This window comes from Cytobacillus sp. OWB-43, from assembly GCF_034651445.1.
GTDB lineage: Bacteria > Bacillota > Bacilli > Bacillales > Cytobacillaceae > Cytobacillus > Cytobacillus kochii.
On record NZ_JAYEFF010000003.1, the window covers coordinates 362779 to 375735 of the forward strand.

The 12957-nt window shown below is 34.8% G+C and carries 14 protein-coding genes and 1 pseudogene; 12 read left to right on the plus strand and 3 right to left on the minus strand.

The window, feature by feature from the left end:
* Positions 1 to 14 precede the first annotated feature (14 nt).
* Positions 15 to 929: a VanW family protein gene (locus U9M49_RS14470; RefSeq protein WP_322910031.1), complete on the minus strand. Its 915-nt coding sequence runs from the start codon at positions 927 to 929 to the stop codon at positions 15 to 17.
* A 165-nt stretch (positions 930 to 1094) separates the two neighbouring features.
* Here U9M49_RS14470 and U9M49_RS14475 point away from each other — a divergent pair, with 165 nt between their 5' ends.
* From U9M49_RS14475 to U9M49_RS14515, 9 genes and pseudogenes are all read left to right on the plus strand, one after another.
* Entirely contained in the window at positions 1095 to 1433 is a 339-nt protein-coding gene (locus U9M49_RS14475; RefSeq protein ID WP_307317545.1) for a flagellar basal body rod protein, read from the plus strand.
* A gap of 26 nt (positions 1434 to 1459) precedes the next feature.
* Complete coding sequence (locus U9M49_RS14480) at positions 1460 to 2104, plus strand: PspA/IM30 family protein (protein ID WP_095370113.1); 645 nt, start codon at positions 1460 to 1462, stop codon at positions 2102 to 2104.
* 99 nt (positions 2105 to 2203) lie between these two features.
* On the plus strand, positions 2204 to 2935 hold the full coding sequence (gene liaF / locus U9M49_RS14485) for a cell wall-active antibiotics response protein LiaF (protein WP_095370112.1): 732 nt from the start codon (positions 2204 to 2206) through the stop codon (positions 2933 to 2935).
* Positions 2932 to 3975, plus strand: coding sequence for a sensor histidine kinase (locus tag U9M49_RS14490; protein WP_095370111.1), 1044 nt, complete (start codon positions 2932 to 2934; stop codon positions 3973 to 3975). Before liaF ends, U9M49_RS14490 begins: the two co-directional genes overlap by 4 nt.
* Positions 3972 to 4607, plus strand: a complete 636-nt coding sequence (locus U9M49_RS14495) for a response regulator transcription factor (protein ID WP_095370110.1) — start codon at positions 3972 to 3974, stop codon at positions 4605 to 4607. The genes U9M49_RS14490 and U9M49_RS14495 overlap by 4 nt, the downstream gene beginning before the upstream one ends.
* 425 nt (positions 4608 to 5032) lie before the next feature.
* Entirely contained in the window at positions 5033 to 5203 is a 171-nt protein-coding gene (locus U9M49_RS14500) for an RAxF-45 family protein (protein WP_307317536.1), read from the plus strand.
* A gap of 189 nt (positions 5204 to 5392) precedes the next feature.
* Positions 5393 to 7293 (plus strand): annotated as a pseudogene (abc-f, locus tag U9M49_RS14505) (ribosomal protection-like ABC-F family protein).
* A gap of 586 nt (positions 7294 to 7879) precedes the next feature.
* The gene (locus U9M49_RS14510) at positions 7880 to 9205 is read left to right on the plus strand and encodes an oligosaccharide flippase family protein (RefSeq protein WP_095370108.1); all 1326 of its coding nucleotides are present in this window, start codon (positions 7880 to 7882) and stop codon (positions 9203 to 9205) included.
* Positions 9206 to 9302: 97 nt separating this feature from the next.
* Positions 9303 to 9818 (plus strand): RNA polymerase sigma factor, encoded by a 516-nt coding sequence (locus tag U9M49_RS14515; RefSeq protein ID WP_095370107.1) that lies wholly within the window; start codon positions 9303 to 9305, stop codon positions 9816 to 9818.
* 20 nt (positions 9819 to 9838) lie between these two features.
* Here the strand turns inward: U9M49_RS14515 and U9M49_RS14520 are convergent, their stop codons facing one another.
* Positions 9839 to 10096, minus strand: a complete 258-nt coding sequence (locus U9M49_RS14520; RefSeq protein ID WP_095370106.1) for a hypothetical protein — start codon at positions 10094 to 10096, stop codon at positions 9839 to 9841.
* Between the two features lie 132 nt (positions 10097 to 10228).
* Between U9M49_RS14520 and U9M49_RS14525 the strand changes: the two genes are divergently transcribed.
* The 3 genes from U9M49_RS14525 to U9M49_RS14535 all read left to right on the plus strand — a co-directional run bounded on the left by U9M49_RS14525 (position 10229) and on the right by U9M49_RS14535 (position 12409).
* Positions 10229 to 11143 carry a magnesium transporter CorA family protein gene (locus U9M49_RS14525; RefSeq protein ID WP_095370105.1) on the plus strand — a complete coding sequence of 305 codons (915 nt, stop codon included), beginning with the start codon at positions 10229 to 10231 and terminating at the stop codon, positions 11141 to 11143.
* A gap of 61 nt (positions 11144 to 11204) precedes the next feature.
* A complete protein-coding gene (locus U9M49_RS14530; RefSeq protein WP_095370104.1) occupies positions 11205 to 11723 on the plus strand; it encodes an acyl-CoA thioesterase in 519 nt (172 codons plus the stop codon).
* 353 nt (positions 11724 to 12076) lie between these two features.
* On the plus strand, positions 12077 to 12409 hold the full coding sequence (locus U9M49_RS14535) for an SCP2 sterol-binding domain-containing protein (RefSeq protein ID WP_095370103.1): 333 nt from the start codon (positions 12077 to 12079) through the stop codon (positions 12407 to 12409).
* 46 nt (positions 12410 to 12455) lie between these two features.
* On the opposite strand, the gene U9M49_RS14540 is transcribed toward U9M49_RS14535, so the two are convergent.
* Positions 12456 to 12956, minus strand: a complete 501-nt coding sequence (locus U9M49_RS14540; protein WP_095370102.1) for a GNAT family N-acetyltransferase — start codon at positions 12954 to 12956, stop codon at positions 12456 to 12458.
* Position 12957: the final 1 nt, after the last annotated feature.

Genomic DNA, 12957 nt, shown 5'->3' on the forward strand with positions numbered 1-12957 from the left:
AATAATTCTCCGTTTTAAGTATCTCCGTTTGCACGTATTTCTTTTGGTAATATCTTTGAAGCGTTGGGAACATGGCGTGGTGAAGTCTCAATTTCGTCTGAAGATTTGATTACAACAATCATTTGACCACCATAAACGTGTGCGCTTATAAGTAAAGGAAACTCATAAGGGTTTGTAAAGGTAAAGTCTGGTCCATACCAACTTACTGTTGCGTCTCTTCCTTTTGGTACATAAGGGACTCTTTTGCTATGGGAGAATCTCTCGCCAATTTCAACACCGGCACGATCGACGGCATTAAATAGTGTAGAAGAGACCTGGCATATCCCGCCACCAATATCTTCAGATAGTTCCCCTCTTACAATTACGGGCGCACGTAGGTATCCTTTATCCTTCGTTCTTCTCCCAACAACCTCATTAAAAGAAAATGTTTCTTCAGGAAAAATGACATAATTATTAATAGCCTCAGTAGCTAATGAAATATTATGAGAGCGATTTTGATTATTGCTATTAAAGTAAGTGACATACTGTCCAATTGTTTTCACATTGATTTGACTGATTAAGTCTTTATCCACTCTTGCTGGTACAGATATAAGAGGAAGCTGGATAGTTGAGACTCCTTTGGAGAAATAATAACGAAAAAATTGATTCTTGAATTCTTTACGGTATAAACGCTTTCCTTCAATTTCTGAGATAATCATATTTCCTTTAATATAGGCGTCTTTAGGGGCAATAAATGTTTTTTTATCGAGATCTTCCATAAATGTCTCGAATTTTTTCATTTCAATAAATGGCAAATTGGACTGTGGAATAGCAAAGTCCTCTCTCTGTATTTGTGTAATTACTTTATCTTCTTTTTTAATTGTGAATATGGAATCATCATTGATAGGTGAAATCATTAACAAAAATGAAAGCAACCAAGAATGAGACATTGTCACACCTCCCAATTGTAGTATGAACTTAAATTAGTTTTACATGTATAGAATAAAATGGACTCAGCTCTCGTTCAGACTTAAGTCTTAGAGCAAAATCAAGCTGTGGCACGTTATGTACGATCTTATAAATAGGTAAGATAAATAGTGAAAGGAGGATGAGAAATGAAAAAATTTCTTTTAATCATAGCAGGTGGAATTGCGGCAATAGTTGTATTGGCGAATTTAGGTTCACTTATCGCATTAGCGATTACAGCTGCATTACTTTATTTAGTATTTAAACAATTTATCAAAACAGATGGTTGGGAAAAAGTAGCTTGGGGTACTGTAGGTGTCGTTTTACTATTGTTCTCTATCAGTAATATCCCAGCAATTTTAGCTGTTCTAGCTCTTTATGTCATTTACCTGATTTATAAAAATTGGAATAAAGAAAAGCCAAAAACAAGACAAAGTGATGATCCATTTGTGAACTTTGAGAAGCAATGGTCCGATCTTCATAAATAAGCTTTGAAACAATAGGAGGAGACAATATGGTAAATCTATTAACAAGAATTAAAAACACGATTGTAACAGATATCAATGAGGTGCTCGACAAAAAGGAAAGTAAAAATCCAATAGCGTTATTAAATCAGTATTTGAGGCAAAGTGAGCAAGAAACAGAAAAAGTGAAAAAATATATCGAAAGACAATTTAAGCTGAGAGAAGAATTTCGTAAAGAACTTGCCCATGCCATGGATATGGCTACTAAAAGAAAAGGACAGGCGGAAGTTGCTGAACGAGCGGGTGAAGAGGAGCTAGCAACATTTGCGAAGACAGAAGCACAGTACTTTTCTGAAAGAGCAGATAAATTACAAACGATGGTGGCAGAAGCATCAGAGGAGCTTGGAAAGTTAGAAAGACAGTATGAAGAAATGAAGCATAAACTAAAGGATATGCAAATTCGCCGGATGCAATTAATGGGGAGAGAAAATGTAACCCGTGCCCAAGTAAAAATGAATAAAGTATTAGGAGAAGAACACTCCCACCAAACTGCTTATGATAAGTTTAATGATATGGAGAAATATATTTCAGAGTTAGAACAAAAAGTGCAAAATCAATACTTCCATAATCATATTGATAAAAAAATTGCTGATTTAGAATTGAAAATGAAAAAGGATGATTCCTTGCAGTCATAAAAACATGGTATGCTAAAGATAATTGACCGAGAAACAAGCATTGAAAGGCGTAAGGCCGACTTGCGCCTTTTTAAACAACATGATTAGGAGGGATGTCACATGTTTGAAAAATGGAATGAGGACTATAAAATGTGGATATTCATTGCCTTGGCAATGATTATTTTAGAAATGTTCTTTTTTAATCATGGGCTGATCTTCTCAATTATCATTGAAATTGGTATGATCTATATTGGTCGTAAATGGATGCCGAAGACTAGGGGCAAGGTCCTTTTTTGGCTAGGGATTTTACTTTTTGCGATTACTATTTTTAATATGATGGCATTCAAGTTGTTAATCCTTGCACTTATTGTTCATTTTGGTTATCAATTTTACTTAACGAAAAAGAAACCAAAGAAGGTTCAGCCTAGAGCAGAACAGCGGAAAGCAGATGAGCGAAAAGAGGCTGTGGTTCAGAAGAAGAACTTATTAACGAATAAAATCAGTGGGCATCAAAATACTTCTGAAGAGGTATATGAATGGGGAGATATAAATATCCAATGTGGCTTAGGGGATACTGAAATTGATTTGAGCTATACGGTATTACCTAATCAAGAGAATATCATATTTATCAAAAACCTTATTGGAAATGTACGCATATATATTCCTTATGATGTAGAGGTGTCAATCAATCATTCTGTTATTGTTGGCTCTAGCCAAATTTTCGATTTGGTAGAGAAAAGAGCTTTTAACCGCAATTATATTTTTGAGACGGAAAATTATAACCAAACTGAACAAAAGGTGAAAATCGTCACCTCTTTAATTGTGGGTGATATAGAGGTGAAGCGCTCATGAATATGGCTCAACGTCAGATCTTATATGGAGTGCTTCTTTCATTACTATTACTTATCAGCATGATGTTGTCGTTTTATTTTGTTTTCCCTATTCGCCTGATTGATTTCTGGCATTTTAAAGTAGTTGATATTCCCTTTGCATTGTTTGCACCAATGATAAGCATCTTATTAGGTGTTTTTTATGGGTTATTATCTGGTTATAGATGGCAGAAGCAACTGAAAGAGATGGAAGGCTGGCTTCATGAGGTAGAAGAAGGAAGAGTACTCACGGTTAATCATGAGGAAGTAAGTGCTGATGTTCAAAACATATATCAAAGAATGATTAAAATACAGAAGCAAATATCAGAACAGGCAAAGTATACGCAACGGCTCGCAAATGAAAAAGCGAAAGATATTGATAATCGTATGCAAGAAATTATATATGAAGAAAGAAATCGTTTGGCAAGAGAATTACACGATTCAGTCAGTCAACAGTTATTTGCTGCATCTATGTTAATGTCAGCGATTATGGAACAAACAGAGGAAAAATCGGCCAATGAGGTTAAGCAATTGCAGTTAGTAGAAGGGATGATTCACCAATCCCAGCTAGAAATGCGTGCTTTATTGCTTCACCTACGCCCTGTTGCCTTAAAAGGAAAAAAGCTAATAGAAGGTATCGAGGAACTGCTGCTTGAGTTAAAACAAAAAGTCACAATGAATATCAAATGGAGAGCAGAGGACTTTTATTTAGATAAAGGGATTGAGGATCACCTTTTTCGCATTCTACAAGAATCTGTTTCCAATACTTTGCGTCATGCAAAAGCAGACACCTTAGATGTATTACTTATTCAACGTGACGGATTTGCTATTCTACGTATTATTGATGATGGCATCGGTTTTAATGTAGATAAGGCAAAAGCAGGTTCATACGGTATTCAAAATATGTATGAAAGAGCACTAGAGATTGGTGGTACATTAAAAATGATCAGCCTTCCTAATAAAGGAACAAGATTAGAAGTAAAAGTACCAATTATTGAAGGTGGAGGGGGCGATGAAAAATGATACGCGTATTATTTGTAGATGACCATGAGATGGTGAGGATTGGTGTGACCGCTTATTTATCAGCTCAACCTGATATAGAAGTAATTGGCGAGGCGGATAACGGTAAACAAGCGATCGAGCTGGCAATGGAATTACGACCTGATATTATTCTAATGGATCTAGTGATGAAAGAAATGGATGGGATTGAAGCGACAAAGCAAATTGTTGAGCAATGGCCAGAAGCAAAAATAATAATTGTAACGAGCTTCTTAGATGATGAAAAGGTTTATCCAGCACTTGAGGCAGGAGCTACTAGCTATATGTTAAAAACATCAAAAGCAAGTGAAATTGCTCACGCGATTCGCAGAACACAACAAGGAGAATCTGTTTTAGAACCTGAGGTCACTGGAAAAATGATGTTAAAGATGAGAGGAAAAAAAGAACAACCTCTCCATGAAGAATTAACCAGTAGAGAAATGGAAATTCTACTTCATATGACGCAAGGAAAAACTAATCAAGAGATTGCTGATGAACTATACATTGCTTTAAAAACGGTTAAAACACATGTAAGTAATATCTTAAGTAAACTTGATGTCCAAGATCGCACTCAAGCCGTAATCTATGCATTTAAGAATCATATAGTGAAAGAATAGTTTAGAGAGAGTTTTGTGATGAAGCTCTCTTTTTTTGGTCTTAACCTGATTGGTGTAGAGATGCATTTATCTTAACTCTAAGTCAAATGTTGATGTCCTTTTAGTCAATTAATAAAGGGAAAGGGATATTGAGCTAGCTTTTGCACTGCTATTTACTGGGGATTTTTAATAGGATAGTTAACTTAGAAAATTTTACTCAGAATAAACGAGCAAGGGTACTTAACCAAGCCTACATTCATAACAGTGAGTAGATTATCATGATATTTATAAATTTGAAAGTAGCCAATGTAGATGGGTATATTAGCCTTTTCCCACAGCACAGAAAATCAAAAAATCGATAAAATATATGTTTGAAAATGATTGTTATTTTAGAATATTTCATTTAAACTAGTAGTAACTGAATGGAAAAAGGAGGTGTAGAAGAGATGAGAGGAACTGTTTTAACGCGTGGAAAATGGCTTGAACATTTAACTATTTTCTGTGCAATTTTTGGCGCAATGACTGCTAACGGGATACGTCTGTCCTTTTATAACAATTGCATAGCTAAAATAAGCAGTGAAACATCTCTTTACACCCGTCAAAGAGCACAATCATAATACTGAATATTTTCTTGTATGGATACAGGTGAGTATTTATATTTAAATGAGAAAAGGGTCACAGGAGAAGTTTATTCTCTGTGGCCCTTCTTTTCATTTAATCAAATTTCTGTCTAGCTCATGTTGCTTACGGTGGTAGGAAAAAATGAGCTTTAACGCTGACAAGTGACGAAATGAGCTATTCTTAATATGGAGGAAAATGAAATGATAACGAGCGGACAAAATATAACGAAATTGTACGGTGGTGATACAGTCTTCACTAATATTAGTTTTGACATACGGAACCACTCGCGAGTAGGTATTGTTGGGAGAAATGGTAGTGGAAAGTCTACGTTATTAAAAATCATGGCTGGGGTAGAACAACCTGACCAAGGTCAAATACATTGGCGTAAACATATTGTGATTGGCTATTTACATCAAATACCAGAATATAATGAATCAGTTATTGCTTTGGATGTAGTGGAGGAAGCCTTTTCTAATTTACTTGGGGTAAAAAGAAAACTAACAGATATGGAACAAAAATTAGCTCAATCACACACCTCGAATGGGGTTGAACAACTACTCAATGAATATGGGAAGTTACAAGATTATTTTATGAATGACGGCGGCTATGAAATAGAAGGAAAAATAAAAGTAGTCATTAATGGACTTGGTATAGAAACATTAATGGAGAAAAAGTTTCAAATGCTTAGTGGTGGAGAGAAAACAAAAGTTTGCTTAGCCAAAGAGCTACTTAAGAAACCAGATTTATTATTATTGGATGAACCGACAAATCATCTTGATCTCCAAGCTGTTGATTGGTTAACAAGTTTTATTAAAGATTATGAGGGGACAATTGTTATGGTTTCACATGATCGGTACTTTCTCGATCAAACTGTGAAGATGATTATGGATTTAGAAGATGAAGAATTAACGAATTATCATACCAATTATTCTGATTATGTAAAAGAAAAGGAAAGTCGACTATTACAGGAATTTCAAAAGTATGAAGATCAACAGAAGAAAATAAAAAAGATGAAAGAATCGATAAAAAGGTTAAGAGAGTGGGCAAATCAAGCCAACCCACCTAATGCCGGGCTCCATAAAAAAGCAAGTAGTATGGAAAAGGCACTAAATCGGATGGAAAAGATAAAAAAACCCGTTTCTCATCGCAAACTACATTTGCATTTGGCAGCAGAAGAGAGAAGTGGGAAAGACACGTTAGTTATAGAAAATATGACAAAGTCTTTTAGTGGAGAGATTGTGTTAGAAAGTATTGACATGCATTTACGTTTTCAAGATCGTGCAGTGCTTGTTGGAGAAAACGGCAGCGGTAAAACTACATTAATAAAATTAATTTTACAACGTTTACTTCCAGATGAAGGAGAAGTGCGAGTAGGTAGTAATTGTAAAATTGGCTACTTAGCTCAACAAATATTTACAGAGAGAGAAAACCAAGAAAAAACCGTACTACAATTGTCAAGGAAATACATGCTGTAGCGGAGGGAGAAGCGAGAGGGATTCTCGCAAATTTTCTTTTCTATGGTTATGCCGTTCATAAGAAGGTGAAACAGTTAAGTGGTGGTGAGCGCATGCGACTGCGTTTAGCACAACTCATGTATCAAAATGTGAATTTTCTTATCCTTGATGAACCCACAAATCATCTCGATATTGAATCGAGAGAAGTACTTGAACAGGCACTGCAGGAATTTCAAGGAACCATTTTAGCTGTTTCTCATGATCGTTATTTCATCGAGCTATTATTCAACCAAACGTATATATTGAATCAGAGAAGGCTTTCCTATTTTAATGGTTCATTCACATATGCATGGGAAAAGTGGTGCAACCAAATTCAACAGTTGGCACCTCCAATTAAGGGAGCGATAAAAAAGGTTGAAAGGGAAAGTACAGTAAAACAAAATATTCATCAAACAGATGATATAGAAGAGGAATTGGAAAAGCTAGAAGAAAGATTACAGATAATAGAAAGAAAGATGATGACTGGTGAAGCCTTGAGCATGTTGCAAGACTTACAATATGAGAAGGAACAATGTCAAATAGAACTGGATTACTTATATAAGAAGTGGTCAGCATCTTTATTGGAAGAATAGATAGAAAGGTCGGTACTATCTGTGCCAGTTATACATGGGTAGCATGCAAGCTGAAGATTGGAAATCAGACTGACTATACCTGTGTATATGGATAAAAATCAGCAAAAAGTGTTGACGTAAGAAACATCGCCACACATCCATTGTCCATTTATGGTGTGTAGGCAGTTGATGGATTAGCAAACAGAATATCACATTAAAAAGGGTTGTCCAAAAAGTCACTTCTTCGACTTTTGAGCAACCCTTTTACTCTTTTCAAAGCCTTCGTATAGGACAAAGATACTAAAAATGAAGTGTTCAATTTACAGAATTATCCATGAGGTTTCTTACCCTTTTTCTTCATTAATATTTGATGAAAGACAAAAATATCCCTTCTCTAGCAAATGCAAGTGAACCGCCCCTGCAGTGGCTATATCGACTTTATCTACCATTCATTGTTCCATATGTATGTCCCTTTTTTAGGTTAGAAAAAAACAAAAATAGAGTGAAGTGATCAGCAAACAAATATTCAACTAGGTTAATAATTTTAAGGGTTGTCTCATAGGATAGAAGAGATTATTTATTTGTGGGAACAAAAAGGAGAGGCGAAATGAACAAGTTCTTCAAGGGATTGCTTTTATTAATTCTAGCGGCTTTTGCAGGTGAATGTATTGAATTTCTGATTAATATGGTGCTTGCTAGGCAGTTAGGTGAACATGGTTTAGGGCTTTATATGTCTATTCTTCCAACCATTTTTTTGATTGTTTTATTAGCTAGTTTTGAAATGCCTGTTTCCATCTCTAAATTTATTGCAGAAAAGGATAGAAAATATCACTATAGTATGCTCAATCATGTGATTAGAATGACGGTTATCTTTTCACTTATATTAATCCCGTTAGCATCAGCGATTCTCCCATTTATTACTGTTTTTGATGATTATCATCCACTATTAAGGTGGATGGCTATTATTCTCATACCGATTATTTCATTTTCTTCTATTGCTAGAGGTTATTTTATGGGCAACGAACAAATGGGGAAGATTGCTTCTGCCAATTTTTTGAGAAAATTCATTCAGCTTTCATTGCTGGTATTACTTTTTCATTTGTTTCGCTTTGAAACGGAAACGGCAGTTTTTATAGCTGTTTGTACATTTGTTGGCAGTGAAATAGCGATTTTTGCTTACTTCATTCATTTATTTGTCATCCAGTATCAAAGGATGAAGAAATTGCCGTTTGAGCCGATGTCTGGTATGAGTGTGTGGAAAAACTTGATGGGGGTGTCTATCCCTACAACAGGTCTACGGATATTTCATGCTTTAACCCATGCGATCCAACCATTTTTAATAAAAGCAGCATTGCTAAAGTCTGGAATCAGTACGGATATTGCCACTGAACATTTTGGGATGGTTGCAGGTGTAGCAATGACAATTGGAATGTTTCCCGCTTTTATTGCTCATTCCTTTATGGTTATGCTCATTCCTACTGTTTCAAGAGCATATGCTGAAGAGAAGCATAATTACTTACGGCGGTTACTTCAACAAGTATTTTTTATCACCTTCTTGTATGGCGTTCCTTCTGTTACCATTTTTTATTTCTTTGCCGAACCTTTAACTAGTACATTTTTCCATTCGATAGAAGCAAGTATATATGTGCAATTACTGTGGCCATTCTTTCTGTTACACTTTTTTATTTTCCCTATGCAAGCATTTCTTATCGGTTTGGGGCTTATGAAAGATGCCTTTTATCATGCTGTGTGGTCAACACTTATATCTTTTGTTGCGATGTATGTATTTGGTTCGATGGAAAGTCTGCAAATGCATGGCGTAATTTTAGGCATAAATATGGGAGCCATTTTATTAATGTTCATGCATTACATGACGATATGTAAGAAGATTGGTGTTACTTGGTTTCTTACAAAACAAACAAGTTTTTCTTAAAAAAATAAAAAACACTGTAGGGGAAGAAGATCTATCATTCGTCTATTAGGGTAAGAAAAGAAATAAAGGAGGAAAGGGTAATAGACCCAGATGAAGTATGGAAGCAACAATTAACTACACATTCGAAAATTATGTGAGCGAGTATGCTCAATCATTATACAGATACATTTATTCTTTAATTAAACATCCCCAAAGAGCGGAGGATTTACTCCAAGAAGCCTTAATTTCAGCTTATTTAGCTTTCCCTTCCTTGAAAGAAGAAACAAATATTAAAAATTGGCTATATAAAATTGCATTAAACAAATGTAGGGATCAATGGAGAAAACAACAAAGTGAACGACAATTTTTAGAAGAGAGGCTACCTGCTCTATATGAGGAAGCCAAATCTCCAGGGGCCGATGAATTGTTTGTTAAAAAAAGTAATCGAGAAGAAGTAGAGAGGATTATCTTTTGTCTACCTGAAAAATATAAAGAACCACTATATCTTTATTACTTCGAACAAATGTCATTAAAGGAAATAAGTGAAGCAACAAAGCTACCTCTCTCGACAATTAAGACAAGGTTGAGGAGGGGGAAGGCAAAACTTCACCCAATGATTGTAGAAGAAAAATAACCTAAGGAGAAATCCCTAGGTTATTTTTCTTCTTGTTGATTATTATAATAATTAACGGAAGTCATAGCACCTTCACTGACCATTTCATTATCGCGGGTGTCTTGTGGATCGGGATGTCCGGCTTTCATTTCATATTGATTCTCACTATTAGTTGGAAGATAACTTTTCATTTTATGTGTGAGTGTCTGTAACTTTTCACGATTTTCCTTCTTAGCAAGTAATAGTAAACTTGTTACGCCAACTCCTGCAATAATAAAGTTCTTTGGACGAGATTTCATATTAACTCCTCCTTCATTTTATGGAAAGTTTATTTCTTGCATGTATTATAATTACCCGTTTTATTTATATATAAACATATGGTTTTGTTATGTTCATTTTCAGGGAATGTTAAAGTAGGAGGGTGAGAATGAATGGATACAAAAGAGATGAATAATTGGCGATGGCTTAATTTTTTTGAACCAGAAGCAAACAAACATCTAGAATTCCCTTTTTATAAAGAAGAGATAGAAATGTGGATTGAGCATATTTCCTCGCAAGAATCAAATCATCTCCATTTGCGTTCAACGGAAGGGAAAAGCTACATTTGTGGATCGCTCATTTATGAACAAAAGCTTAATCAACAAAATGAATATAAACTTCTCCATTATTTTCTAACAGAACATGTATTGATAACGAGTGAATTTGAACAGGATAGTCATATTAATGATGATATGATGGAAGCTGAAAATGCAGTTGCTGGTTTCTCTATTCTTTTAGCTGAGATATTAAAGAATAGTATTAAAAGAATTGATGATTTTGAGCTGAAATTAAACGATTTACTTTGGGAAATCAAACAAAAGAACAGTATTGATCGATTAGAAGAAATTTTTCAGTTAAGGCATGAAGTGTTAGTTTGGAAAAACTTTATGATTCCAATTATAGAATTATCGTTTGGTTTGGAAGAAGCATTTTCAAGAGAAATTGTTGAGACAAAGCATTATAAAAATATGAGAAAAAGATTAGAGAGAGGAAGTATGTTAACGAAAGAGTATATTGAAGAAATTGATCATCTTGTACATTTTGAAGAAATGGTATCCTCCCATAGGGGAAATGAAGTCATAAAAACTTTAACAGTTATTACGACACTATTTACACCAATTAGTGCATGGGGAGCTCTTTGGGGTATGAATTTCACATTTATGCCGGAATTAGATGAGAAATGGGGTTACGCAGGTGCATTAATCGTTATTATTCTATCTACTGTAGCTGTTTATATGTTGCTGGTGAAAAAAGGATGGACAGGGGACACACTCAGGCCAAAAAAGAAGAATTCATTTTTTAAATAACGGTAATGAGGTATGATATATAAAGGTATCCTTTGATACTTTTATGAAGGGAGAAAATAGTGTGAGTGAATCAAAGTTTTGTAAAGAATCATATGTTGTAAAAACAAGTATTGTTCAACCACCAGATACAAATGGACATGGGACGCTGTTTGGTGGGAAGTTAATGGCTTATATAGATGATATTGCTGGGATTGCAGCTATGAGGCATTCAAGAAAAGCGGTTGTAACAGCGTCAACTGATTCAGTTGATTTTTTACATCCTATTTACGCTGGTAATGCGGTTTGTTTAGAAGCATTTGTTACATATACAGGCAGGTCCTCAATGGAGATATTTGTAAAGGTTATTTCAGAAGATCTCTTAACAGGAGATAGAAATATTTGTGCACTATCTTTCCTTACAATGGTAGCACTTGGTGAAGATGGGAAACCAGCACCGATTCCTAAAATTGTACCAGTGACTGACGAAGAAATGAGTTTATATGAAAGTGCAAAAGAAAGAGCGGAACATAGAAAGCGTAGAAGGAAGGATAGCGAAAAAAGGGCACAAAGCTTTGGAACAGAACTACCGTGGAGAGAATAGATTCCTTTCTTTAGTGTAATAACACGGGTTATATGAATGAGTACTAAAAATAGCTTGCCAATTGGCGAGTTATTTTTTATTTGAAAAGAACTTCCTCATGTAAAATAAGAAAAATGAATAATTATTCATTTTAGGCAGGAAGATTCATTTACCACATAGAATATTAATAAAGTTACTGCGATGAAATGAAAGATTTCGAGGACAATTAGATACTGAAATCATTACCGCTATACTGTAATCCTATTGAAAAATCATGTGAATTTTAGAGTAACGAATTTCTTTCTATTTTATGTTTGCATTTCCATGTCCTTGCTACAGCTTAAGGTATTTTATTGATAAAAGGGAGGCTTAACATGTCTGTATTACTTGAACTTGAAGAAATGACGGATAAAATGAATAATCAACCAGAGTATATTGTAAATGAAAAAAATAGAGTGTTTCAAGTGGATTTAAAAGAAAGTGGCCCCATTCAAATTGTTTTATGCGATGGAAAGGTAAGTGTAATTGAAGGGGAAGCTGACGATCCTGCGGTTAAATTAAGAATGAGTGATAGTCACTTTTCTAGTCTATTAAAAGGTGATTTAAACACGACGGTAGCGTTTATGACAGGTGGTTTAAAGGTTGAAGGTAATGTTGGGTTAGCATTGAAGCTTCAGGAAATATTAAAAAAATATCAATCTTTATAAGAGGTAATGTTTAAGGCAGGCGTTCAAGTAAACACCTGCCTCAAACTCATTTTAATTGTAAGACCATATGAATTTCATCATAATAATGTCCGACCACTTTTAAAGCACGAGGTTCATGAGCATATGAGCGAAATCCTAGTTTTTTGTATAATTTTATTGCAGGTTGATTATCAGCCATGACAGTTAAATGTAATTGTTCAATAGTCGTACTACCTTGTGCTTTTTCTATGACCGTGTTCATTAATTGTTTTGCCATCCCAAGCCCTCTAAATTCCTCTCGTACAAATAAACCAACGATATGTGCTTTATGGCGCATTTTTAATTTACTTTCATATAACAAAGTGATGATGCCGCCTAATTTACCTTCATGAAAAGCACCGTAAGTGATTGCTTGACTAGAGAGCAATTTCTTTTCGATATCTAGTATTGATTGCTGTACTTCTTCTTCAAAACTAGAGGCAAAACTTTCTGGATGTTCTTTAAGTCCAATGAGACGTATTTGTTTGAAACTTTCGGCATGTTCTTTATGTAAAGGTATGACTTTCATT